The organism is Sphingomonas adhaesiva (assembly GCF_036946305.1).
Lineage (GTDB): Bacteria > Pseudomonadota > Alphaproteobacteria > Sphingomonadales > Sphingomonadaceae > Sphingomonas > Sphingomonas adhaesiva_B.
Window position 1 is genome coordinate 111,960 of the sequence record NZ_JAQIJJ010000008.1, and the last position, 24,211, is coordinate 136,170.

Consider the following 24,211-nt stretch of genomic DNA (forward strand, 5'->3'; position numbering starts at 1 on the left):
TGGCCTCCTCAGGCGATCGGTTCGTTGACGGCGGCGAGGCGGGAGACGAGCTTCTCCTCCCAGTCGGGCTGACTTCCGAGCGCGAGCGCCAGCTGCTGCGCGCGGCGGTAGAAGAGGTGGCAGTCCATCTGCCAGGTGAAGCCCATGCCGCCGTGCACCTGGATGTTGTTCTTGGCGCAATGGCGGAAGGCGTTGGTCGCGGACACGCGCGCGGTTGCCGCCGCCTGCGGCAGCTCGGCCGCGCCGGTGGACAGCGCCCAGGCGCCGTAATAGGCGTTCGACCGCGCCAGCGTGGCGGCGACATACATGTCGGCCAGCATGTGCTTGATCGCCTGGAAGCTGCCGATCTGGCGCCCGAACGCCATCCGCTCCAGCGCATAGTCGCGCGCCATCTCCAGCGCGCGATCGGCCCCGCCGATCTGTTCGAATGCGACCAGCACCGCCGCGCGGTCCAGCAGCGTCTGGTACATCGCCCAGCCTTCGCCGCGCTCGCCCAGCCGCTCGCCCGCCGCACCGGCGAAGGACAGTTCGGCATAGCCGCGCGACGGATCGACGGTGTCGAGTCGCGTCCGCGTGACCTCCGGCTGCGTCAGGTCGACCAGGACCAGGCTCGTCGCGTCACCGTCCTTCGCCAGCACGATCGCGACATCGGCGATGTCGCCGTCCAGCACCGGCGTCTTGACCCCGTCGAGTCGCCCGTTGGCGAAGGTGACGCGCAGGGCGCCCTCGTTCAGCCGTTCCCCCTCCGCCGCGGCGAGGCAGCCGATCGCCGCGCCTGCGGCCAGCCGGGGCAGCCACGCCGCCTGCTGTCCGGGCGAGCCGAACGACACGATCGCCTCCGAGGCGAGATAGACCGAGGACAGGATCGGCAGCGGCGCGATCGCGCGGCCGAACTCCTCCGCCACCGCGCACAGTTCGAGATAGCCGAGCCCCAGCCCGCCATGTTGCTCCGGGATCGCAATCCCCAGGAAGCCCATCTCCGCCACGCCCTGCCACAGCGCGCGGTCGAACTGCTTTGCCTCGATCGCCCCGCGCACCCGGGCAGGTGGGCATTCGGCCGCAAGGAAGCGCCGCGCCTCGGCACGGAACTCGGCCTGCTGTTCGTTGAAATCGAACTGCATCTCGCCTCTCCATAACTTTCGTTATGGGAGGTGATGCACGCTGACGGAAGGTTGTGCAACTCCCCTTGATCGCCTCAGCGGTGCAGCAACTCGCTGATCGACGCGATGAAATGGCTGTCCATCGCCTGCACCGCCGCTGCGGGATCGCTGCGGTGGATGGCGTCCGCGATCTGTTGATGCGTGCGCAGGATGTCGCGCCGCTGTTCCGGCGTGACGCGGGTGCGCCACGCCACCGGCACCGCGATCGTCATCAGCGGCTCGAACGAGCGGATCGTCTGGCGGAACAGCGTGTTGCCGCTGGCGCGCGCGATCGCCTGGTGGAAGAGGATGTCGTGCTGCGTCACCTGTTGCAACGCATCGCCCGCGGCGACCATCGCATCCGCCTCGCGCGCGATCTCGTCCGCGTCGGCCGCGGTGCGGTGGCAGGCGGCGAGTTCGGCGGTGCGCATCTCCAGCGTGCGGCGCACGTCCCACACCTCCGCGACGGAGATCTGCGCGGTGACGACGGCATGTTCGATCGAGGTGCCCATCACCGATCCGTCGATCGCGCCGACGCGCGCGCGCCGGCCGTTGGCGACGTCGATCAGCCGCAGCGCGGCGAGCGCGCCGAACGCCTCGCGGATCACCGCGCGGCTGACCCCCAGATCGGTCGCGAACCAGCCCTCGCCCGGCAGCGGATCGCCCACCTTCAGGTCGTGGGCGCGGATATGCTCGCGCACGCGGCGCGCGGCATGGTCGGCGAGCGACCCGCCCTCGACCGGGGTCATGCCGCCACCTGCCGCAACTGGCTGGGCGGCATGCCGAAGCGGCGCGAGAAGGCGCGCGTGAAGCTGGCGTTGTTCTGATAACCGCAGGCATAGCCGATCGAGGACACCGCAAGGTCGGTCTCGCGCAGCATGTGGCGCGCGCGGGTCAGCCGGTTTTCCGCCAGCGCATCGGCGACCGAGCAGCGGAACATCGCGCGGAACCCGCGCGTCAGCTTGGCGCGATTGACGCCGCAGCTGCGCGCGATCTCGTCCAGCGTCAGCTTCTCGCGCCAGTTCTCGTCGATCATCCGCCGCGCGGCGAGGATGCGCATCGCATCGCCCTCCAGCAGTTCGCCCGCGCTGTCCGCGGCGACCAGTTCGCCCGCGACCGCGCGGGTCAGCAATGCCAGCAGCAGCTCGATGCTCTTGGCCAGCCGCAGCGTGGCGCGCGCCGGTTCCGGCAGCGCGCAGTCGGTGATCGCCAGCGCCACGCTGCGCAGGTCGGTCGGCAGGTACCAGCGGCCCGTGCCGACCGGCCGTTCGCCCGTCAGGCGACCGCAGGCTGCGGGATCGACCGCGAAGACCAGCGCGGCGCCGGCCATTCCATCATCCGCCGCGTTCGATACGATCGCTACCCGCGCCGGTGCCTCGGCCAGTCCGTCGAAGGCGAACAGCAGCCAGTCGCGCGGGGCGGGTGGCAGCGGCAGCCCGGCACCCACGTAGGAGCGCATCTCGGGCGACACCTCGATACATTGCTTGGTCATCGGCATCTCTCCTGCGGGAAAGATGACCTGTCAGACAGGTATTCGTCAACACCTATCTGACAGGTGTTTCCGGCGCGCGGCGGATCGCCTGTGCGAAGGCGGCGATCGAGGCGACGCCGGTGCCCACGCCGACCAGCGCCAGCGCGGTGGCGAGGTGCCGTTCGCCGCCCAGCAGCGTGCTGACCCATGTCACCGCGGTCGGTGCCACGCCGAAGCCGATCACGCCAGCGACCGCGATGAACAGCCCGATGCACAGCCCGCGCGCCTCGTTGGGGATCAGCACGGTCAGCGCGACCGAGGTGATCAGCCCCGTCACCGTGCCGCACAGGATCAGCACCCCCATGCTGAAGGCGAACAGCGGCACCGATCCGGCGACCGGGAACAGCGCGGCCGGCGCGCCGATCGCGGCGGCGACCAGCGCGCCGATCAGTACGCCGCCGCGTCGCCCGCTGCGCTGTCCCCCATCCGCGGCGATGCCGCCCAGCACCGCACCGCCCAGTCCGGTGGCGAACACCAGCGCCCCCATCCAGCCCGCGAATCGATCGGGTGTCAGGCCATAATGCCGCCCCAGCACCGGCGCGGCCCAGATCAGCGCCGAATTGTCGGCCATCACCACGCTCACCTGCCCGATGAACAGCGGCAGCAGGAAGGCGCGGCGCGTCCACAATTCGCGCGCGACCTCCCTCAGCGGCGCGCCCGCCACCGCGACCTCGCGCCGCGCCGGCTCGCGCAGCGTCAGCAGCGGCAGCAGGCACAATGCGAATACGGCGCCCAAGATCAGGTGTACCGCGCGCCAGCCGCTGAACCCCGGCAGCCCGCCCGGGATCATGCCGAACAGCGTGCCCGAGAGCGCGAACCCGGCGGCGATGCCCAGCGACTTGCCCAGCGTCATCACCAGCATCGCGCGCCCGCGCGCGCTCGGCGGATACAGGTCCGCCCCCAGCGACAGCGCCGCGGTCAGCGCGCCGGTCGTGCCCGTGCCGGTCATCATCCGCGCGACGAACAGCATCGCGGTGGAGGAGGCGAACGCGGTCAGCAGCGTCCCCAGCGTCCACAGCAACGCCAGCCCCAGGAACAGCCGCACGCGGTTGCGCCGGTCGACCAGGATGCCGATCGGGACCGACAGCAGCGCCAGCGGCACCGCCGCCGCGACGCCCTGCACCAGCGCGAGCGTCTGGTCGCTCAGCGCCAGTTCGGCCTTGGCGCTGTCCTGTACCGTGCCGAACGATCCCATGGCGGCGAACCCGGCGGTGAGCCCGAGCGCGAGGACGCCCAGCGACCAGCCGGCGCGCGGTGCGGAGGCGTCGCTCAACGCGCGAAGATCTTGCCGGGGTTGAACAGGTCCTTCGGATCCAGCGCCTGTTTCAGCGTGCGCATCACGTCGACCGCGTCGCCCAGCTCCGCCACCAGCCATTCCTGCTTGCCGAGGCCGATGCCGTGCTCGCCGGTGCAGGTGCCGTCCATCGCCAGCGCGCGCTCGACCAGCCGGGCGTTGATCGCGGCGACCTCCGCCATCTCGTGCGGGGCGGACGGATCGACCGAGAAGATGACGTGGAAATTGCCATCGCCGACATGCCCCAGGATCGTCGCGGGCACGCTCGATGCCGCCAGATCGGCTTGCGTCTCGGTGATGCACGCGGGCAGGCGGCTGATCGGCACGCACACGTCGGTGGTCCAGCCGACCGCGCCCGCGCGCAGGTTCACCGCGGCATAATAGGCCTCGTGCCGCGCCTTCCACAGCCGCGCGCGTTCCTCGGGCAGGTTGGACCAGGCGAAGGCGCCGCCGCCATTGCCCTCGGCGAGCGCCTCGACGGTCGCGATCTGCTCCGCGACGCCCGCGGGCGAGCCGTGGAATTCGAAGAACAGCGTCGTCACCTCGGGCAGCGCCAGCTTCGACCAGCGGTTGACCGCGCGGATCTGCATCTCGTCCAGGATCTCGACACGCGCCAGCGGCACGCCGAGCTGGATCGACTGCACCACCGTGTCGACCGCGCCCTGCAACGTGGCGAATCCGCAGACTGCGGAGGAGATCTGCTCCGGGATCGGGTGCAGCCGCAGCGTCACCTCGGTGATGATCCCCAATGTGCCTTCCGACCCGACGAACAGGCGGGTGAGGTCATAGCCGGCGGCGGACTTGCGCGCGCGGCGGCTGGTGCGGATTACCTTCGCGTCCGGGGTGACGACGGTCAACGACAGCACCGCCTCGCGCATCGTGCCATAGCGCACGGCATTGGTGCCGCTGGCGCGCGTTGCGGCCATGCCGCCGATCGTCGCATTGGCACCGGGATCGATCGGGAAGAACAGCCCCTGGTCGCGCAGGTGCAGGTTCAATTCCTCGCGCCGGCAGCCGGCCTGCACGGTACAGTCGAAATCCTCCGCGTTGACCGCGACGATCGCGTTCATTTCCGACAAATCGACGCTCACCCCGCCGCGCACCGGCAGCGCATTGCCCTCGATCGAGGTGCCCGCGCCGAATGCGACGATCGGCACGTCATGCCGGGTGCACCAGCGCACCAGATCGACCACATCCTCGGTCGATCGCGCATAGACCACCGCATCCGGCAGCGCGGTGGCGAAATGCGCCTCCGACCGGCCGTGCTGCTCGCGCATCGCATCGGTCAGGTGCAACTGGCGCCCGAACCGCGCCTCCAGCCCGGCGAGCAGGTCGGGCGCGAGCGGTGCGCGCGGTGGCAGGGGATCGTGGTGCATGGCCGTCAGCCTTCCGGTCAGAAGCGGATCGACGCGCGCACGCCGTAGCGGCGCAGGTCGCCGATGATCCCCAGGTCGCTCGCCGGTGCGCCGGGGAAATTGATCCCCGCCAGCAGCAGCGTCGTCTTCTCGATATAGGATTCGAAATAGCGCGTGTTGAACAGGTTGTTGACGAACGCGCCCACCTCGACCGCACCGACGCGATAGGTGGCGGAGGCGTTGCCCAGCACATAGCCGTTGAGCAATGTCGGGGTCGTCTCGTTCAGCGTCGCCGCCAGCCGCTTGCTCTTGCCGGTCAGCCCGGCCGACAAGGTAATCGAGCGGTCGTCCGCCAGCGGCACGGTATAGTCGCTGCTGATGTTGCCGAACACGTCGGGCTGGAAGGTCAGCCGGTCCGACGACAGCCGCCGCCCCGTGATCGCGGTATAGGCGCTGCTGTCGGTCAGCCGGGCGTGCATCACGGTCAGCCCGCCGCTGATCGTCCATGCCGGCACCGGCTTGAAGAAGCCCTCGATCTCGATGCCGTAGCTGGCGACGTCGCCGGCGTTGAGGTCGACCGTCACCAGCCCGCCCGCCGACGACGGCGCGATCGAGTTGAGGCCGATGTAATCCTTGTAATCGCTATAAAACAACGCCGCCGACAGCGACGACCGACGATCCGCCGAGGCGTATTTCGCGCCCGCCTCGTACACCCAGGCGGAGTCGCCCTTGTAGGTCCGCGTCGGCGCGGTCGGCGCATTGAACCCGCCGCCGCGATACCCGCGCGAAACCGAGGCATAGGTCATGAACTCCGGATCCCAGTGGCGCGTCAGCGTGATGCGCGGCTCCCACTGGTCCGACTTGATCTTCGCCTGCGGTACCGCGACCCCGCCGACGGTGCCGTTCGCGGCGCGATCCTCATGGTCGTAGCGCAGGCCCAGCGCGACCTCGTAATCGCTGTTCGGCTTCCAGAAGAGCGTGCCGAAGGCGGCATAGGTGTCCGCCTTGTTGGCGCTGGTCTGCGGCACCGCACGCGCCAGCGGCACGATCGTCGTGGTGCTGGCGGCGTCGAATGTCTCGCGGCTGTAGAACAGGCCCACCAGCGAGGAGACGGTATCGCTCCATTTGCTGTCCAGCCGCGCCTCCGCGGTGCGGGTGCGCAGCACGTCGCGCCCGCGCGAGCGCACGAAATCGACCGGTCCGAAGTCGCCCTCGCCGTCGATGACGGTGCTGGTACGCTCGTTGTACGCACCGATCAGCGTCAGCGTGTGCAGGCCCAGGTCCTGTTCGAGCCGCGCATTGGCGTCCTTGTAATGGAAGGTGACGCGATTGGGCGTGTTGAACTGCACGTTGCGCGAATAATCGGTGGGGCCGGCGACGCGCGCATAGGGCGTATTGACGCCATCGACCCAGTCGTAGGCGCCCTTGATCGTCAGCCGCGTCGTGTCGCCGGGGGTGAAGCGGATCGTGGCGTTGACCGAGTCGGTGTTGAACGGGTTGGCGTCGCCGCCGATCACGGTGTTGCGCAGGAAACCGTCCTGCTGGCGATGCGAGGCGGCGACGCGGACCGCCAGCACGTCCTTCACGATCGGGCCGCCGATCGATCCCGACAACAGCCAGCTGTCGTCCGGGCCGGCGTAGCTGCCGATCACGCGCGCCTCCAGCTCGTTGCCCGGCTGGCGCGTGATGACGTTGATCGCGCCGCCCAGCGTGTTCTTGCCGTACAGCGTTCCCTGCGGCCCGCGCAGCACCTCGATCCGCTCGACGTCGAGCAGCGGGTTGTTCAGGTACGAGGTATTGGGCTGGTACACGCCGTCGATGAACAGGCCGACGCCCGGTTGCACCGTCTGCACCAAGGTGACGCCGACGCCGCGGATCGCGACGAAGGCGCGCCCCGCGCCGTCCGAATTGATGTTGAGCCCCGGGGTCAGCGCCGCGGCCTCGCGCACCGAGGTGATGCCGCGGTTCTCCAGCACGGTGCCGGTGATCGCGGTGGCGGCGATCGGCACGTCGAGCAAAGTCTCCTCGCGCTTGCGCGCGGTGACGACGATCTCGCCCGAATCATAGGTGGAGGCGGCGGCCTGCGCCTGCGTCTGGCGAGGCGAATCCTGCCCGGTGGTCTCGGCGGCGCGCTGGTCGGTCTGCGCAAAGGCGGGCGTGGTGAGCGCGATGGCGGCGGTGGACGCGAGCAGAACCAGACGCATGGTGGAAACCTCTCCTGTGGCGGGTGGATCGCTCGTCCACCTGTCGGAAAGGTCTAGCGCCGTGAAAACCTATCAGAAAGGTCTGCGGCTTTGCCGATCGGATCAACCTGTTCGCCGATGCGCCCGGGGACCCGTGCTACCAGCAGCTATAGCCGCCGTCCGCCAGCACGATGCTGCCCGTCATCAGGCTGGACGCGTCGGACGCCAGGAACAGCACCACGCTCGCCACCTCCTCCGGCTCGCCCAACCGCCCCTGCGGCGTGCCGTCGATCCAGCGCCGGTACATCTCCGACGCCTGGTCGGCGAACGCGTTGAGCGGGGTGGCGATATAGGTCGGTGCGACCGCGTTGACGCGCACGCCCCGCGGCGCCCATTCCGCCGCCAGGCTGCGGGTAAGCTGGTGCACTGCGGCCTTGGACGCGTTGTAATAGCTCTGCGGCTGGGGCCGGTTGACGATGAAACCCGACATCGAGCCGATATTGACGATGCTGCCGCGCCCCGCGGCCAGCATGTGCCGCCCGAAGGCGCGCGCGCACCAGAAGGTGCCGTTGAGGTTGACGTCGATGACGTTCAGCCAATGCTCGTCGGCGACCTCCTCCGCGGGGGTGTCGCTGCGTGCGATCCCGGCGTTGTTGACCAGTATGTCCTGTGCCCCCAACCGGTCCGCCGTCGCGGTGACCGCGGCGCTGTCGGTGACGTCGAGGACGATGCCCTCGACCGCATGGCCCTTGCCGCGCAGCCGCTCCATCCCCTGTTCGAGCAGCGCGGCGTCGCGATCCGCGATCGTCACCCGCGCGCCGGCCTCGCTCAGCGCCTCGGCACAGGCGAAGCCGATCCCCTGCGCGCCGCCTGTGACGAAGGCGGTGCGCCCGTCGACGTGGAAACGGTCGAGATACATGCGGGTGTCCTTTGGTGTCTTCGTCATGCCGGACCTGTTCCGGCATCCAGGGTTCAGCGCGCCTTGCGGTCGTTGAGTGCGTGGAACCCTGGACCCCGGAACACGTCCGGGGTGACGGTGCGGATGGGGCGAGCGCGCGGCAAAAACGATTGGATGTTCACGGCAGGAAGCGCGCGGCGGGCATCACCGCTTCCTCGATCGTGCGGTCCGCCGCCAGCTGGTGGACGTGGCGCCGCTCGCGCGTGAATTCGGGCCAGGGCAGCGTGCCGTCGGTCGCGAACCGTACCCAGATCGCGTGGACGCGGTCGGCCAGCGCCTGCGGCGGCGCCGCGCCGCACAGCCCTTCCGCGCCGGTCGTGGTGGCGAGGCTGTCGAACACGAACGGCAGCTCCATGCCGTGCCCCGCGCCCAGCGCGCCATCGTAGCGCGGGCTGCGCCAGTCGAACTCGTACATCCATGTCCGCCCGCGATGTTCCTCCGCAAAGCGCCGCGCGGGCCAGCGGAAGACGAGGTCGCTCAGCGCGCGCACCAGCACGCGGCCCGGCGTGTCGCGGCCCATGCCATAGGCGCGGAGCACCGCCCAGGCGCGCGGCTGCGCACGCCGCAGGATCAGCCAGGCGAACAGCCGGTTGACCTTGGGCAGCACACCGGCGGGGACGAAATACAGGTTCATCTCCTCGGCATTGCTGCCGATCAGCACGTCGACCCCGGCCCCCGCGCCCGCCTTCAGCGCATCGAGCGGGGGCTGGGGCAGCACGTCGTCGCCATGGACGGGGATGAAGCGGCTGATCCCGAACACCGGCTCGCGTCCGCTCGCGTCGCGCAGGTCGAGCCGCGTGGTTGGCAGCGATACCTTCTCCACCGCGTCCAGCGCCTCGCCCGGGGCGACCGCGGCGAAGCCGGCGCGATCGGGGGTGATGCGCAGCAGGTCGGCGAGCTTGCGCACCAGCCGCTGCGCGACGGAAAGGTCGCGCGTCATCGCGCCATGCCCGCTCTGGATGATCGCGCGGCGGAACAGCCCCTTCGCCAGCGGCGAGGCGACGAGGTCGGCGATCGCCATCGCGCCGGCGGATTCGCCGAAGACGGTGACGTTGTCGGGATCGCCGCCATATGCGGCGGCCTGATCGCGCACCCAGTGCAGGGCCGCGATCATGTCGCGCAGCCCCAGGTTGGTCGGCACGCCCGGGATCGGCAGGAATCCCTCCACCCCCAGCCGATAGTTGATCGCGATATAGATCACGCCGTCGCGCGCGAAGGTGGCGCCGTCCTGAACCGGCGCATCCTTCGCCCCGACCACGAAGCCGCCGCCGTGGATGAACACCATGACCGGCCGCGCCGCCGACGTGTCCGCGGGACGATACAGGTCGAGCGTCAGATAATCGTCGCCGGCGCGCCAGCCGGCGCCGATCAGCGGCACCACGTCCAGCCCCGGAACGGCGCGGGTCCGTTGCGGCGCGGTGGGGCCGGGCTGCGTGCCGTCGCGGCATCCGCTCCCCGCCGGCACCGCCATGGGCGGATGGAAGCGACGGTCCCCGGTAGGTGGCAGCGCATAGGGGATCGCCCGGAACACCTCCACCCCGTCGACGCGGATGCCCTCTACATCGCCGGATGCGAGCCGAAGCAGCGGAGCCTGTGGAGGGGACGCATGAGCCATCCGCACCTTCTATCGAACGCACGCCACGGTGCGCGATCCGCCGCTTTGCCGATCGGCAACGATCGTTGGCCGCGGCGTATCGCGCGCCCCCCGGGGCTAGGACGTTATCGTCGGCGTGGTCAGCGCGTGGACGCGCAGCCGCGGGAAGACCTCCTCCAACGGCTTGATATCGGGCATGACATAGACATAGCCGCCCTTCTTGCGGAACAGCGGTTGCAGCTTCGCGGCATAGAAGGCGCGCGGCACGTTAATGCAGCCGAAGGTGATGCGATGCCGCTCGGGATCGGGCGACAGCATCCGTTCGCGCCGCTTCTCGCCCTTGGCGGCATCGGCGGGGATGGCATGGATCGCGACGCTGTTGGCGTAATCGACCCACAGCACGCTCTGCCGCCCGGCGGCATAGCCGAACTTCGCCAGAAAGCGCCCCGCGGGCGTGGTCTTCTCGGCCGGCCCGATCTCGTCCAGCTTCTTGCTGCCGACACCCGGTGTGGCGTCGTCGCCCAGCGCGATGCCGATCAGCACCGGCACCTGGTCGAGCGCTTTTCCCTTGGCATCGTAGAGGGTGAGCGTGGCCGCCTTCTTGTCGATGACCGCATAGGGCAGCTTGCGATTGTCGCCCGATGTGGCGATCCAGTCGGCGACGAACAGGCCCTGCGGCGAGGGGAGGAGCGGCGCCTTGGGTACGACGGCGGCCGCGGCGGGGCGGGGTGCGGTCTTGGCCCGGGCGGGCTTGCGCGGGGTCGGTGCGGCATCGGCACCGGTCGCCAGCAGCGCCACGCCGGCGAGAAACGGGATCATGGTCTTCATGGATTTCCACGCGCGACGGCGGCGGCCCCCGATGGAGACCGCCGCCACGGTGATACATGACGCGAGGGGCGCGAACGGTCGCGCCCGTCGTCGCCGATCAGTGACGAGGCCGCTTGCCCCGCCGCTCCTGCTCCTGCAGGCGCTGTTCGACGCCGTCGACGCGACCGTTGATCTGGTCGAGGCGCTGGCCCTGCTGCTGCGCCTGGCCTGCGGCGGCCTGCGCCTCGGCGAGCGCCTGCTTGGCGGTCCCGTCGGTCGCCTGCAACTGCGTCTCCAGCGCGCCGACGCGCGCGCTGACCGGCGCGATCTGCTCGCGGACATAGGATTTGGTGGCACAGCCGGCGAGGCCGGGCGCGGCCAGCAGGATCATCAGCGCGGGGGACAGCTTCGTCAGGGATGGGTGCATCGCTCTCGTCCAATGGTTAATAACGTGTCGAAGGAGCGCGCGTCGCGGCCCGGCGGCAATAGACGCGGCGATAGCCCGGGGCAGCCGTGCGGTGGATCGAGTGCCATGACCCGCTATCCTATGCCGTTGACTTTCCTGAAACTTGGCCGGGCCGCGAGGATGAACAAACCCTGAATTGAGGAGGGCGTTCGTTACTTGCGCGAGTCGCGTCTGACCTTCACCGCGAACGGATCTGCCGGGATGCGGCCCGTGTCCTTCGCGATCGTGCGACCGGCGGGTGGCGCGCCGCGATAGGAGGCGACGCATTTGCGCAGCTCCGCGATCGCCGTGCCGCTGCCCTCCAGGTCGAGTTCCTCGACCGGCACGTCGCCGCGGGTGATGTGGAGGAAGCGCGACGCCGCGAAGGTCGCGGGGAAGGCCGCGCCGAAGGTCGTGACGAACCCCTTCTTGCCCTCCGCGGCAAGCCCGATCGCGAGATGGCGCGGGAAGGCGGCGCGCGAGAGGCGATAGGTCAGCCGCAGCCGCTCCTTCTCGCGCACCGACCAGCGCGCGTTGAGGATGGTGAGGCGATTGCTGCCATCGGTGTCCAGCCCGAGCTGGAGCGTGGTTTCGCGCGGCGCCGGGAAGGTGCGGGTGAGGAAACAGCCCTGCTTGTCGCTGCTGGGCGACACCACCCAGGGACCGATGTCGCGCGGGGCATAGCCCTGCGCGTGCGCCGCCGCGCCCGGCAGCAGCAGCGCGGCGAGCAGGAGCGCCGACCGGCGGCGAAACGGGGAGCGGAACGACAGGGGCGTCATGCGCAATTCTCTTGGCGGATCGTCATGCGACTAGCGGCGTGCCGCGGGCATGGCGCCCCAGATCGACACGCGCTGGTCCGGTGCGAGGTACAGGGCGTCGCCCGGCGTCACGCCGAACGCCGCATACCAGGGGCCGAAATTGCGGACGATGCCGTTGACGCGATATTTGTCGGGGCTGTGCGGATCGGACAGCAGCGCCGCGCGCTGCGCGCCCTCGCGTCGCTTGCCCTGCCACGCCTGCGCATAGGCCAGGAAGAAGCGCTGGTCGCCGGTGAAGCCGTCCAGCACCGCCGGCTCGCCGTGCCGCGCCACGTAGCGGCGATAGGCGGCATAGGCCGTCTCCATCCCGCCGAGATCGGCGAGGTTCTCGCCCAGCGTCAGCCGGCCCTTGATGCGGGTGCCGGGGATCGGCTCATATTGGTCGAACTGGGTCGCGAGCCGGTCCGCCTGGACATTGTATTTCGCCGCACTCGCCGCGGTCCACCAATCGCGCAGGCGGCCTTTCTCGTCATACTGGCGGCCCTCGTCGTCGAAGCCATGGCCCATTTCGTGCCCGATCGTGGTCGCGCCCGTCTCCGCGTAATTGACCGCGGGGTCGGCGGCGGCGTCGAAGAACGGCGGTTGCAGGATCGCGGCCGGCAACGTGATCTGGTTCATCGTCGGATCGTAATAGGCGTTCACCGTCTGCGGCGTCATATACCACAGCCCGCGGTCGACCGGATGCGGGAAGCGCTGGAGCTGGAGCGCCCAGCCGAATGCGTCGGACGCCACCGCATTCGCCAGCGGATCGGTGCGGCTGACCGCCAGCGTCGTGTAGTCGATCCACTTGGCGGGATGCCCGATGCGCGGATCGAAGGTGGCGAGCTTCGCCAGCGCCGCGGTCCGCGTCGCATCGTCCATCCACGACGCGCCGTCGATCTTGTCCTTGTAGGCGGCGCGCATATCGGCGACCAGCTCGTCCGCCTTGGCCTGGGTCGCGGGCGTCCAATAGCGCTGGACGTAGATCGCGCCCACCGCCTCGCCCAGCGCACCGTCGAGCAGCGCGATGCCGCGCTTCCAGCGTGCGCGCTGTTCCGGCACGTCGTACAGCGTCTTCTTGTAGAAATCGAAGTTCGCCTGGTCGAACGCCTGCGGCAGATAGGCGGCATGGTCGCTGACGAAGCGCGCGGTCATCCACTCCTTCCACGTCGACAGCGGCACGTCGGCCAGCCGCTTCCCCGCCGCGGCGACGGCGGTCGTTTCCGCCACGTCGACCTTCTGCGCCGCGCCCAGCCCCATGGCGGCGAGGGTGGCGGTCCAGTCGAACTCGGGCGCCAGCTTCGTCAGCTGCGCGCGCGTCATCGGATTGTGCATCGCCACCGGGTCGCGCCGCCGCTCGGGCGTCCATTGGTCCTGGCTCAGCCGCGTCTCCAGCGCGATGATGCGGTCGGCGCGGCCCTGCGGGTCGGGCAGCCCGGCCAGCGTCTGGAGGCGCACCAGATAGGCGCGATACGCCGTGCGGATCGCAACATATTTCTCGCCCGGCAGTAGGTAGTAATCGCGCACCGGCAGTCCCAGCCGCGCCTGCCCGGCGTTGGCGGTGTAGCGCGTGGGATCGTCCTGATCGACGCCGATGCCGACCTCGACCGGCGCGGGCATTCCCGGCTGCATCATCAGCCGCACCAGCTCCGGCCGCGTCGCCACCGCGTCGATCCGCGCCAGATACGGCCGCAGCGGCGCCAGCCCGCGCGCCTCGATCCCTTTGTCGTCCATCCAGGCGACGTAGAAGTCGCCGACCTTGCGCGCGGTCGGCGTGGCCGGGTTCGCCGCTGCCTGCTCCACGATCTCGCGCACCTGCCCCTCGATCTCGTCGGGCAGGTCGTAATTATAGCCCGCGCCCACCTTGTCGGCGGGGATCGGGTGGTTCTTCAGCCAGGTCCCCTCGGCAAAAGCGTAGAAGTCGTCGCCCGGCTTCACGCTGCGGTCCATGTCCGCGAGGTTCAGGCCCCAGCTGCCGTAGCGCGGCGTCGCGGTCTGGGCGACGAGCAGGGCGGGGACGGCGAGCAGGCTGGTGGTGGCGGCGAGCAGGACGGAACGGCGCATCGATGATCCTCTTCAGATCGCGCGACGCTATCCCACTCGCCGGGTCGGGTCACGCCCCTAAGCGGCGGCGCCGAGCGGATCGTCACGCCAGCCCAGCGCCGGGGCGACATGGCGCAGGATGTTCGCGATCACATGCGCGTTATAGTCGACGCCCAGCTGGTTGGGGACGGTCAGCAGCAGCGTGTCGGCCTCCGCGATCGCCTCGTCGGCGCGCAGCTGCTCGATCAGCCGGTCGGGTTCGGCGGCATAGGAACGCCCGAAGACCGCGCGCATGTCGTCGATGATGCCGACGTGATCGGCATCGTCGCCGCGTCCGAAATAGGCGCGATCGCGGTCGCTGGTCAGCGCGAAGATCGACCGCGACACCGACACGCGCGGCGTGCGCGTGTGCCCGGCCGCCGCCCAGGCCGCGCGATAGGCGCGGATCTGGCGGGCCTGCTGGACGTGGAACGGCTCCCCCGTCTCGTCCGCCTTCAGCGTCGAGCTTTGCAGGTTCATGCCCTGCTGCGCCGCCCAGACCGCGGTCGCATCGGAGGCGGAGCCCCACCAGATGCGCTCGCGCAACCCCGGTGCGTGCGGCTCCAGCCGCAGCAGCCCGGGCGGGTTGGGGAACATCGGCTGCGGGTTCGGGCGCGCGAACCCCTGTCCCTGAAGCAAGGCGAGCAAGACCTCGGCATGGCGCCGCCCCATGTCGGCATCGCTCTCGCCCGCCGCCGGCGCATAGCCGAAGTGGCGCCACCCCTCGATCACCTGTTCGGGCGAGCCGCGGCTGATCCCGAGCTGGAGCCGGCCTTGGCTGATGAGGTCGGCGGACCCGGCATCCTCGACCATGTAGAACGGGTTTTCGTACCGCATATCGATCACGCCGGTGCCGATCTCGATCGAGCGCGTCCGCGCCGCTACCGCCGCCAGCAGCGGGAAGGGCGATGCCAGCTGCCGGGCGAAGTGATGGACGCGGAAATAGGCGCCGTCCGCGCCCAGCTCCTCCGCCGCGACCGCCAGGTCGATCGACTGGAGCAGGACGTCGGATGCCGATCGCGTCGCGGAGCCGGTCGCATCGGACCAATGGCCGAAGGACAGGAAGCCGATCTTCTTCATGGGAACCTCGTTGCGCTTTCGCCTGCGAACGTGGTTCGCGTCGCCGCGCGGTACAACGGCCCGCACGGCAACGCATCGTTTCGGATCAGCGCACCGTGCGCGCTGCCGTCACCAGTTCAGCCCGGCGCGCGCATAGATGTAGCGCCCGTTGAAGCCGAACGGCGAATAATAGGGGAAGCCGACCACGCCGCTGGGCGCGTTGAGTGTGCCGGGATAGCGATCGGGATAGATGTCGAACAGGTTGTTGACGCCCAGCGCCACCTCCGCGCCCCGCGTCGCGCGATAGCGCAGCTCGGCGTCGGTGATGGTGTGCCGGCCGGTATGCGCATCGCCCGCGGCGGTGGTGCCCGGCTGGGTCACGTCGCCGTAATAGGTCGCGCGCAGCGTCGCGCCCAGCGCGCCGTCGCTCCAGTCGATCGTCCCCGCCACCTTCTCGCGCGGGGTGCCTTCCTCCAGCGTCAGCACGCGGTTGCGCCCGAACAGCGCGGTCGAGGGCCGCGTCGTCAGCGACACGTCGTTGACGTTGCCCGCCACGGTCAGGTCGAACGTGCCCGCCCCCTGCGTCGGCAGGCGATAGTGCGCGACGACGTCGATCCCCTTGGTCGTGGAGCGCAGCCCGTTGATGAAGAAGCGCGCCGCGCTGATATTGGGCAGCGTCGTGACCGGGATGTTCTCCGACAGCGCGATCTGGTCGCGCAGCCTGATGAGATAGCCGTCGACGGTGACGTCGAACCCGCCGAAGCGCAGCACCGTGCCGGCGGAGAAGTTGGTCGACTTCTCCGGTCGCAGCGCGCGTGCGCCCAGGTTCGCGACGCGCGGATCGTTCGACGGGAAGGTGCCCGTCTCGATGATGTTGCCGCCGACGAGGACCGAGGAGATCGAAGTGAAATATTGCTGCTGGAGCGACGGCGCGCGGAAGCCGGTCGACACCGTGCCGCGCAGCGCGATGCCGCGCGTCAGGTCGTAGCGCGCCGACACCTTGCCGGTTGCGATCTCGCCGAAGTCGGAATAGCTTTCGCCGCGCGCCGCGACCCCGATCAGGAAGGCGTCGGTCAGCTGCGCCTCCAGGTCGAGGTAGGCGCTGCCCGAGCGGCGGCTGCGCTTGATCTGGTTGAGCGGGGAGAAGCCGGCGAAGCCCTGTGCGATCGACGGCGCGCCCGCGACCGCGCCGGTGGCGGGCGCGGAATAGGACGCCGGCTCGCCGGGCTGGATCTCATAGCCTTCGCGGCGGCCCTCCAGCCCCCAGGCGACGTTGAGCGAGCCGAGCACGTCGTAGCGCTTGCTGACGTCCAGCCCGGCGGTCCACTGGTCGTAGATCACCGCACCGTCGTAGAAGCTCTTGGGCGAGGCCGCGCCATAGGAGAAATTGGCCGAATTCTCGGTGCGGAAGCGCACCTTGTTGCGGCCGTAGCCGACCGTCAGGTCGACGCCCCAGCCGCCGATCTCGCCCTTCACGCCGACCGCGGAGGTGACGTTCTGCGACCGCGTGTCGATCAGCGGCAGGAAGCCGTTGGGATAGCCGACCGCCGCCAGATACTGCACCGCGCCGGCATTGTTGGGACGCGGGAAGGCCGCGCTCGCCGTGTCGCGCTGCTGGACGCCGCCCCAGCCGTACAGCCGCCACACGTCGCCCAGCGGCACACCGGCATTGGCGAACAACGTATATTGCTCCACCTCGGGATCGCCGAAGCGCCCCTGCAACGCGACGCCGCTGGCGCCGGTCGGCGCGTTGGCGGCGGGCGCATCGGCGCGGTTGGTGGGATTGCGCTGCACATATTCGCCCGACAGCGTCAGGAAGCCGTCCTGGCCCAGCCCGACGCCCTGCCACCCCGCAACGGTGACGGTCGACTCGCCCTTCACGTTGCGGCGTGCGCGCGCGGTTTCCACCTCCGTGTCGTAGAAGCCGTAGGTGACCGACGCCGCGCCGCCGCCGCGCGCCTCGCGCAGCCGCAGGTTGATGACGCCCGCGATCGCATCGGAGCCATATTGCGCCGATGCGCCGTCGCGCAGCACCTCGATCCGGTCGAGCGCCACGGTAGGCACGGTGTTGAGGTCGACCGCGGCCGCGCCGCGCCCGACCGTGCCGTTGACGTTGAGCGACGCCGACGCGTTGGTGCGCACGCCGTTGATCAGCACCAGCGTCTGGTCCGGCGACAGGCCGCGCAGCGTGGCGGGGCGGATCGCGTCGGTGGCATCGGTCGCGGCGGGGCGCGCGAAGCTGATCGAGGGGGCGACATTGGCCAGTGCCTGCGCCAGTTCGGTCGTCCCCTGCTGACGCAGGCTGTTCGACGACAGCACGTCGACCGGCGAGGCGGTTTCCAGCCGCGAGCGCCCGGCGACGCGCGTGCCGGTGACGACGATGTCCTCGCCACTGTCGGCGGTGCTGTCCGCCGCCGCGACCGCGGGTGCGGCGTCCTGTGCCTGTGCGGTGTCGATCGTCGCCAGCAGCGCGAGCGGCGCGCTGGCACCCAGAAGGATGGAGCGGATGTGCATGATGTCGTTCCCTTTTTTGCGATCGGTCGTGTCGCCGTCTTGTCGTGACCATAATCATAGCGCGCCACTGGGGGATCGATCAAATTGATTGGCCACGCTAAAGCCCAGCTAGAGTGGGGCGGTCACGCGCGCCGCCGCCGCTGCCAGTGGAGGATGCCGGTCGCGAACAGCAGCGCGGGCAGCAGCCCCAGCACGACCGCCAGCACCCGCGTCGCCGTGCCGCCGACCGTGCCGTCGTGCAACGTCCGGATCCAGCTCGCCACCGCCGTCCCGGTGCCGGCGTGGCGGACGTCGTGCATGGCCGCGACATGCCCGCGATACGGATCGACGAAGACGTAGCTGCCGGGGAAGCGCGGGTGCGGGTCGCCCGGCACCTGAAGGCGGACGCGGATCGTCGCGCAGGCGTCGCCGGGCACGTCGACGAAGACGATGCGGCCGTCGGGCAGCGCGCGGTGCGCGACGGCGAGCGCCTGCGCGATCGTGATCCGCCGCGCGGTATCATCGGTGGCGACGGGAGCGGGGATCGCGGCCGGGCGTAGCAGCGCCTGCGTCACCGCGGGCAGCGCGAGCAGGACACCCGTCGCGACCAGGACGAGCAGCAGCGCCACGCCCGCCACGCCGGCGAGCTTGTGCAGGTCGCGCAGCCGTCGGATCGGTGCCGCGTCGCGCTTGAACGTCAGCGCCTTGCGCCAGCTGCCGCGCGGCCACCAGGCGAGCAGCCCGGTGACGAGCAGCAGCAGCGTGGCGACGCCCGACCAGCCGACGACCTGTCCGCCGACATCGCCCGCCAGCAGCTGCATGTGAAGGCGATAGAGCCAGCTCATCATATAGCCGCCCCAGGGGTCGGCGCGCAGGATCCGCGTACCGTCCGCGGAGAACCACACCATCTCGCGATCGCCGTGATGGCCGGGCGCGGCATAATAGCGGGCGGGGATCGCGCCGCCCTCGCCCGTGATCTCGAACGTCCATGTGCCTCTGGGATCAGGCCAGCGCGCACGTCCGGTGGCGAGCGCCCTATCCAAGGCGGGCGAGGTCCAGGCGGGTGGTGCCGCGCTCGACTCCCGTGTCTCAGGGTGCAGCGCGGCGTCGATCCCGGTGTAGAACACCAGCGCCGACCCGGTCAGGCCCAGCACGGCGAACAAGGCGCCCAGGCTCAACCCCAGCCACAGATGGACGCGGCGCATTGCGATCCGCGCGCGCGACCGGTGATGGCGCGTCATGGCCGAAACCGCGTCGCCAGCGCGATTTCGAACGATCGCGGCGCGCCGATATAGACGTTGGTGGTCGGATAGCCGGAATATTCGCCGTAGAAGGCGTCGGTCAGGTTGCGCCCCCGCACCGTCAGCGTTGCCTGGCGCCCGACCGGCAGCGACAGGCTGGCGTCGACGACGGTGTGGCCGGCGACCCGGATGCCGTTCGCGGTATCGGTGTAGAAGGCGCCGGCATGGCGCAGGAAGCCGCCGATCGTCACGGCGCCGGCGATGGTGTAGAGCGCGGAGGCATTGGCGGTGGTGGACGGCACGTTGATCGGGCGGCGTCCGCGTCGGTCGATCCGCACCCCGCCGACCAGCTCCGACAGCTCGTCATAGCGTGCGTCGGTGTAGGAGACGCCGCCCGACAGCCGCAGCGACGACAGCGGCGATGCGACGCCGGCCAGCTCGACCCCGCGCGACGACTGCCGCCCGCCCTGCACCGTCAGCGCCGGATCGCTCGGGTCGCGGGTCAGGATGTCGCGTTGGGCGATGCGATAGGCGGCGGCGGTGATGCTGGCGCGCCCGCCCCAGGCGCTGGCCTTGACGCCGGCCTCCTGCGCGTGCCCGCTGGTCAGGCGGAAGCGGCTGTTGGCGATCGATGCCAGCAGGATCGACGACACCGGCGACACCGCGGTCGTATATTGCGCATACAGCGTCAGCCCGGGCGTCACCGCCCAGGTCGTTCCCGCCCGCCACGACACGGGGTCGAACGTCGGGCGGTTGCGATCCACCGCGCCGGTCGCATTCTGCACCGTCGCCCGGTCGAGCGCGATATGGTCCCAGCGCACCCCGCCGACCAGCAGCCATCCGGGGGTCAGGTCGAGCGCATCCTCCGCGAAGACCGACGTCTGCCGCAGCCGGGAGCGGAAGGTGACGTCGCCGGCGGTGAAGATCGCGGGCGTATCGGGAACGGTGACGATCGCGGGATCGCGCACGTCCACCGCCGGCAGCGCGCTGGCGGGCGCGGTGCGGCGCAGGCTGGTGAAGTCGGTATCGTTATGCTCCACTCCCAGAGTGAACCGGCTGCGCCGCCCCGCGATGCGGCCGTCGCGGCCGATCGCGGCGCGCGCGTTCCAGAAACGGTGATCGTGGCGGAAATCCTGATAGGTCTGGCGGAAGCTGCCGTTGGGGAACGCCGCGCTGGGGGCGACGAAGGTCTGGCTGTCCGCCAGCAGGAAGGCACGGTCCGCGCTATAGCCGGTCAGGTCGACCGCGATTGTCCAGCCATCGGCGACCGTCCAGTCGAGGCGCGAGCGTATCGTTGTCTCGTCCGCGCCGGAATAGGCGCCCTGCGGGTTGTAGTTGCGCCGCCGCAGTGCGCGATCGGCAACCAGTCCGTTCGTCGCGACGACCGCGTCGGACGGGTCCAGCGCATAGCGTGCCGGGATCAGCGGCAGTCCCTGATAGGTGGCGTCGTAGCGATCCTGAGCATGGTCGACCGCGAGGAGCAGCGACACGCGGTCGCTGGGTCGCCACAGCGCGCTGGCGGTCAATCCGGCCGAAAAGGTGGCGTTGTCGTCCACGTCGTAGCGGCTGTCGGCGCGCTGGTAGCTGGCGTCGGCCCGCACCGCGAGATCCTGCGCCAGCGGCAGGTTGATCCCGGCGGCGGCGAAGACGGTGCCGAAGCTGCCGACCGACAGCAGATTGTCGAGCCGGCGTTCGCCGATCACGGGCTTGCGCGTCACCTTGTCGATGACGCCGGCCAGCGCGCCCTCGCCATGCAGGACGGAGGCCGGCCCCTTCAGCACCTCGATCCGGTCGTAATGCCAGTTGTTGCCGTCGCGCTGGACGACGGTCGAGGCCGAGATCCGCACCCCGTCCTGCAGGATCGAGACGGTATTGCCGGTGAAGCCGCGCAGCGACACGACCGCCGGATTGCCCGGCACGTTGCCCGCGGTGGCGCCGACGACGCCGTCGAACGTCTCGCGTGCGGTGCGCAGCCCGCGCGCCTGAAGGTCGTCCTGGGTCAGGATCTCGACGCTGGCGGGCGTCTCGCGGAGGGTGAGGCCCAGGCGGCTGGCCGCCTGCACCCGCTCGTCGAGGCCGAGCGGATCGCGCTGGCCGTTGACGACGATCGCCGCATCGGCGCGATCGCGTGCTTGCGCATCGACCGGGGCGGGCAGCAGCAGCCACGGCACGGCAGCCCCGGCCAGAGGAAGTGTTCGCAACATGGATATACCTTCGACCGACCCGGCGTCGTGGACGCGGGTGCGCGGTTCATGGACGTGCGGCGCGGGGCCGCACGGAATGACGGGTCAGCGGAAGGCGGGTGGTCCGCGTAACGGCGGGCGCAGATACGTGCGCCGCGACGGTGCCGGCAGGAGGGCGGCGACCAGCCCCAGCGCCGCGATGAAGGCGATCAGCGCGGCGAGCTGGATCGGGTCGGTCGCGCCCAGCATCGACGCCGACAGGCCGGTGAAGGCGCAGGGCATCTCCGCCTTGCCGTGATCCTTCGACGGGTCGTGCGACGGGCCGGACATGTCGCTGCCGTGCATTCCCGGCATGTCCATCGCCATGGAGGAGGCCGAGGCCACCCCGGAGCAGATGCGGATGGTCAGGCGGCCGTGATCGCTGTCGATCATGTAGCCGGCGGGGACCAGCAGCTTCAGCAGCAGCGCCGCCGTGCAGATCAGGACCGCGAAGTGGCGTTGCGCGACGAGATGCCGGACGGCGTGCACGCGTGCGGGCTATCGTGCGGGGGGCGGGGTGTCGACCGGACAAACCGTCCCATCCCCCATTTTTCGTCATAGCATTGATGTGGATCGGGAATTGGCGCGCGGGGTACGCGCCAATTCCCGCCGGTCGACAGGTGGTCGGTCAGAAGCTGGCGCGCAGCCGGATTCCGTAGGTGCGCGGCGCGCCGAGATAGCCGTTCTCGTCCCCGGTCTGCAGCGGGGTCGCGAACGCCTGGGTGAAATAGGTCTTGTCGAACAGGTTCTGAATCCAGCCCTCCACCGTCAGCTTCGACGACGGGATTTTGACGCCCAGATTGGCGTTGAGCAGACTGATCGGCCCCTGCCGCGACGTGCCCGCGGTGTTGATGAGCTGCCCGCTGGTATATTGATATTGCACGCGCGCGGTCAGATTCATGTCGTCCGTCACCGGCTGATCGAGGTTCAGCGCGACATTGCCGCTCAGCTCGGGCGCGAAGCGGAAGCGGGAGTTGGACAGCACCGGGTCGATGTTGGCATCGTTGGCGTATTTCGCATGCGGAATGTACGTGCCGTCCACGCCCAGCGTCAGGCTGTCGGTCAGCTGGAACAGATTCTCCATCTCGACGCCGTAATCGGTCGCCGCGCGCGCGTTGAGCACGGTGAAGCGCAATCCGATGAACTGCGCGATCTGAAGGTTCGAAAGGTCGTAGTAGAAGAAGGCGATGTTGGTGCGGGCGCGGCGGTTGAGATATTCGATCTTCGCGCCGGCTTCATAGGCGTTGACGGTTTCCGGCTTGTAGATCGGGCTGAGCGGCGCCTGTGCGGTGACGCCGGGGAAGAAACCGGCGCGGATCGCGGCGGGGAGCGCGTTGAAGACCGCGGCATTGTTGACCAGCGTGCCCGCGCCATTGGCGTCGATGTTGACGCCGCCCGCCTTGAACCCGCGATTGTAGGTGGCGTAGAGCATCACGTCGTCGACCGGGCGGAACTGAAGCCCGAACGTGCCCGACAGCGCCTTGTCGGTGGTGCTGCGGTCGTAATCCGGCCCCGGGCCGACGCCGAGCAGCTTGAACACCGCGAGCGGGCTGGGATCGAAATAGCTGTTGCGGAAGCTGCCGCGCTTCTTCTCGACCGAATAGCGCAGGCCCGCGATCACGTTCACCCGGTCGCCCAGCGCGAAATCCAGATGCGCGAAGCCGGCGTAGGACTTCGCCTTGCCGTGCATGTCCTCGATCGCCCAGGGACCGACCGGCGCCTGTGCGGTGCCGGCGGGGATGCCCGCCGCGCCCAGCACCGTATCCCAATAGGCCTGTCCCTGCACCGCCCAGGGCAGGGTGCGGCCCATGTTCAGCTTCTCGTCGGAATAGAAGCCGCCCAGCACCATGTCGGCGTTCAGCGCCTCGACGCGGGTGTTGAACGTCACTTCCTGCGAAAAGAAGCGGCTTTCGAAATTCTCGTAATAGCGGAAGATGTCGGCGCCGGAGAAATCCGGATCCATGTCGCGCTGGTCGACCTTGAACCGGCGCAGCGCGGTGACCCACTTCAGCGAGCCGTTGCCGAGGCCGATGTCGACCAGCGCGGTGCCGCCGTAATCGGTGATCGTCTGGTGGCCGTTGCCGTTCAGCGTCTGCTGCCAGTCGGACGGGTTCGCAGAGGGAACGCGGAGGCCCAGCGCCGTCGTCAGGCCGTCGATCAGCGGTTGGGTCGGGCCGGCGCGGAACGAGGAGGTGGCGTAGCAGCAATTGCCGCCGCCGCGCGAATAGTCGCCGATCAGCCGGATCGACAGGTCGCTCGACGGCTCGAACAGCAATTGCACCTTCGCGGCCTGGGTGGCGTCGCCGTTCAGGTCGCGCCCGGTCTGCGCGTCGGTGTAGAAGCCCTTGCGGGTGGAGGCGAGCCCGGCGATGCGGACCGCCAGCGTATCGGTCAGCGGCACATTGCCCGCGGCGCGGACCAGCACCGAGTTGAAATTGCCATAGCCCATGTCGACCATGCCCTCCATCCGCTGCGTGGACGGGCGGGCGGAGGACAGCAGCAGCGCGCCGGCGGAGGTGTTCTTGCCGAACAGCGTCCCCTGTGGCCCGCGCAGCACCTGGAGGTTGTCGATGTCGAGGAAGTTCTGCAACGCCGCGGCGGCGCGGGTGCGATAGACGCCGTCGATGAAGACGCCGACCGACCCTTCGAAGCTGCGGCTGTTGCCGGTCGTCCCCAGACCGCGGATGATGACGTTCGCGGTCGAGGACGAGATGTTGGTCGCGCGGAAGGTGATCGACGGGCTGATCGCCTGGATGTTGGCGATATTGTCGACGCGCGCGGTCGCCAGCGTATCGGCGCTGGCCGCGGTGATCGCGATCGGTACGTTCTGCAGGTTCTCGGCGCGGCGCTGCGCGGTGACGATGATGTCGCCCAGCCCCTGGCTTTCCTCCGTGGCGGCGGGTGCGGGGGTGGGAGACGGCGGCGCCGCGGCCTGCTGGGCATAGACGCCGCTGGACAGACAGCAACCGGCAACAGCGGCCAACAGCCGCGCACGCATGAACGCCATGATT

At 69.8% G+C, this 24,211-nt stretch carries 18 protein-coding genes; all 18 read right to left on the bottom strand.

Translation table 11 applies throughout. The annotated features are described in order from the left end of the window. Positions 1-8: 8 nt before the first annotated feature. The 18 genes from PGN14_RS14060 to PGN14_RS14145 all read right to left on the bottom strand — a co-directional run bounded on the left by PGN14_RS14060 (position 9) and on the right by PGN14_RS14145 (position 24,207). A complete protein-coding gene (locus tag PGN14_RS14060; protein WP_335300215.1) occupies positions 9-1,121 on the bottom strand; it encodes an acyl-CoA dehydrogenase family protein in 1,113 nt (370 codons plus the stop codon). A 74-nt stretch (positions 1,122-1,195) separates the two neighbouring features. Further along, entirely contained in the window at positions 1,196-1,888 is a 693-nt protein-coding gene (locus PGN14_RS14065) for a FadR/GntR family transcriptional regulator (protein WP_335300216.1), read from the bottom strand. Then, positions 1,885-2,631, bottom strand: coding sequence for a helix-turn-helix domain-containing protein (locus tag PGN14_RS14070; protein ID WP_335300217.1), 747 nt, complete (start codon positions 2,629-2,631; stop codon positions 1,885-1,887). Before PGN14_RS14070 ends, PGN14_RS14065 begins: the two co-directional genes overlap by 4 nt. A gap of 52 nt (positions 2,632-2,683) precedes the next feature. Beyond that, positions 2,684-3,943 (bottom strand): MFS transporter, encoded by a 1,260-nt coding sequence (locus tag PGN14_RS14075; protein WP_335300218.1) that lies wholly within the window; start codon positions 3,941-3,943, stop codon positions 2,684-2,686. Next, on the bottom strand, positions 3,940-5,340 hold the full coding sequence (locus PGN14_RS14080; RefSeq protein ID WP_335300219.1) for an FAD-binding oxidoreductase: 1,401 nt from the start codon (positions 5,338-5,340) through the stop codon (positions 3,940-3,942). The genes PGN14_RS14075 and PGN14_RS14080 overlap by 4 nt, the downstream gene beginning before the upstream one ends. Before the next feature lie 17 nt (positions 5,341-5,357). After that, a complete protein-coding gene (locus PGN14_RS14085) occupies positions 5,358-7,523 on the bottom strand; it encodes a TonB-dependent receptor (RefSeq protein ID WP_335300220.1) in 2,166 nt (721 codons plus the stop codon). 136 nt (positions 7,524-7,659) lie between these two features. Continuing rightward, on the bottom strand, positions 7,660-8,448 hold the full coding sequence (locus tag PGN14_RS14090) for an SDR family NAD(P)-dependent oxidoreductase (RefSeq protein WP_335300221.1): 789 nt from the start codon (positions 8,446-8,448) through the stop codon (positions 7,660-7,662). A 130-nt stretch (positions 8,449-8,578) separates the two neighbouring features. Then, positions 8,579-10,075: a carboxylesterase/lipase family protein gene (locus tag PGN14_RS14095; protein WP_335300222.1), complete on the bottom strand. Its 1,497-nt coding sequence runs from the start codon at positions 10,073-10,075 to the stop codon at positions 8,579-8,581. Between the two features lie 96 nt (positions 10,076-10,171). Next, positions 10,172-10,882, bottom strand: a complete 711-nt coding sequence (locus tag PGN14_RS14100) for a hypothetical protein (protein WP_335300223.1) — start codon at positions 10,880-10,882, stop codon at positions 10,172-10,174. A gap of 97 nt (positions 10,883-10,979) precedes the next feature. Next, complete coding sequence (locus PGN14_RS14105) at positions 10,980-11,288, bottom strand: hypothetical protein (RefSeq protein ID WP_335300224.1); 309 nt, start codon at positions 11,286-11,288, stop codon at positions 10,980-10,982. Between the two features lie 191 nt (positions 11,289-11,479). Then, positions 11,480-12,085 (bottom strand): hypothetical protein, encoded by a 606-nt coding sequence (locus PGN14_RS14110; RefSeq protein WP_335300225.1) that lies wholly within the window; start codon positions 12,083-12,085, stop codon positions 11,480-11,482. 30 nt (positions 12,086-12,115) lie between these two features. Then, complete coding sequence (locus PGN14_RS14115; RefSeq protein ID WP_335300226.1) at positions 12,116-14,167, bottom strand: M13 family metallopeptidase; 2,052 nt, start codon at positions 14,165-14,167, stop codon at positions 12,116-12,118. Between the two features lie 57 nt (positions 14,168-14,224). Further along, positions 14,225-15,265: an LLM class flavin-dependent oxidoreductase gene (locus PGN14_RS14120; protein WP_335300227.1), complete on the bottom strand. Its 1,041-nt coding sequence runs from the start codon at positions 15,263-15,265 to the stop codon at positions 14,225-14,227. A gap of 108 nt (positions 15,266-15,373) precedes the next feature. Further along, positions 15,374-17,758, bottom strand: a complete 2,385-nt coding sequence (locus PGN14_RS14125; protein ID WP_335300228.1) for a TonB-dependent receptor plug domain-containing protein — start codon at positions 17,756-17,758, stop codon at positions 15,374-15,376. A 122-nt stretch (positions 17,759-17,880) separates the two neighbouring features. Further along, positions 17,881-18,978, bottom strand: coding sequence for a PepSY-associated TM helix domain-containing protein (locus PGN14_RS14130; RefSeq protein WP_335300229.1), 1,098 nt, complete (start codon positions 18,976-18,978; stop codon positions 17,881-17,883). Further along, positions 18,975-21,182 carry a TonB-dependent receptor gene (locus PGN14_RS14135; protein ID WP_335300230.1) on the bottom strand — a complete coding sequence of 736 codons (2,208 nt, stop codon included), beginning with the start codon at positions 21,180-21,182 and terminating at the stop codon, positions 18,975-18,977. The genes PGN14_RS14130 and PGN14_RS14135 overlap by 4 nt, the downstream gene beginning before the upstream one ends. A gap of 84 nt (positions 21,183-21,266) precedes the next feature. Next, a complete protein-coding gene (locus tag PGN14_RS14140; RefSeq protein WP_335300231.1) occupies positions 21,267-21,689 on the bottom strand; it encodes a DUF2946 family protein in 423 nt (140 codons plus the stop codon). Between the two features lie 139 nt (positions 21,690-21,828). Continuing rightward, positions 21,829-24,207, bottom strand: a complete 2,379-nt coding sequence (locus tag PGN14_RS14145) for a TonB-dependent receptor (protein ID WP_335300232.1) — start codon at positions 24,205-24,207, stop codon at positions 21,829-21,831. Positions 24,208-24,211 lie beyond the last annotated feature (4 nt).

Bases quoted from the DNA above. Each gene is read 5' to 3' on its own strand.
- PGN14_RS14105 (WP_335300224.1), bottom strand. From the start codon at position 11,288: ATGCACCCATCCCTGACGAAGCTGTCCCCCGCGCTGATGATCCTGCTG.
- PGN14_RS14110 (WP_335300225.1), bottom strand. From the start codon at position 12,085: ATGACGCCCCTGTCGTTCCGCTCCCCGTTTCGCCGCCGGTCGGCGCTC.
- PGN14_RS14065 (WP_335300216.1), bottom strand. From the start codon at position 1,888: ATGACCCCGGTCGAGGGCGGGTCGCTCGCCGACCATGCCGCGCGCCGC.
- PGN14_RS14130 (WP_335300229.1), bottom strand. From the start codon at position 18,978: ATGACGCGCCATCACCGGTCGCGCGCGCGGATCGCAATGCGCCGCGTC.
- PGN14_RS14115 (WP_335300226.1), bottom strand. From the start codon at position 14,167: ATGCGCCGTTCCGTCCTGCTCGCCGCCACCACCAGCCTGCTCGCCGTC.
- PGN14_RS14095 (WP_335300222.1), bottom strand. From the start codon at position 10,075: ATGGCTCATGCGTCCCCTCCACAGGCTCCGCTGCTTCGGCTCGCATCC.
- PGN14_RS14120 (WP_335300227.1), bottom strand. From the start codon at position 15,265: ATGAAGAAGATCGGCTTCCTGTCCTTCGGCCATTGGTCCGATGCGACC.
- PGN14_RS14080 (WP_335300219.1), bottom strand. From the start codon at position 5,340: ATGCACCACGATCCCCTGCCACCGCGCGCACCGCTCGCGCCCGACCTG.
- PGN14_RS14060 (WP_335300215.1), bottom strand. From the start codon at position 1,121: ATGCAGTTCGATTTCAACGAACAGCAGGCCGAGTTCCGTGCCGAGGCG.
- PGN14_RS14125 (WP_335300228.1), bottom strand. From the start codon at position 17,758: ATGCACATCCGCTCCATCCTTCTGGGTGCCAGCGCGCCGCTCGCGCTG.
- PGN14_RS14085 (WP_335300220.1), bottom strand. From the start codon at position 7,523: ATGCGTCTGGTTCTGCTCGCGTCCACCGCCGCCATCGCGCTCACCACG.
- PGN14_RS14100 (WP_335300223.1), bottom strand. From the start codon at position 10,882: ATGAAGACCATGATCCCGTTTCTCGCCGGCGTGGCGCTGCTGGCGACC.
- PGN14_RS14145 (WP_335300232.1), bottom strand. From the start codon at position 24,207: ATGGCGTTCATGCGTGCGCGGCTGTTGGCCGCTGTTGCCGGTTGCTGT.
- PGN14_RS14135 (WP_335300230.1), bottom strand. From the start codon at position 21,182: ATGTTGCGAACACTTCCTCTGGCCGGGGCTGCCGTGCCGTGGCTGCTG.
- PGN14_RS14070 (WP_335300217.1), bottom strand. From the start codon at position 2,631: ATGACCAAGCAATGTATCGAGGTGTCGCCCGAGATGCGCTCCTACGTG.
- PGN14_RS14090 (WP_335300221.1), bottom strand. From the start codon at position 8,448: ATGACGAAGACACCAAAGGACACCCGCATGTATCTCGACCGTTTCCAC.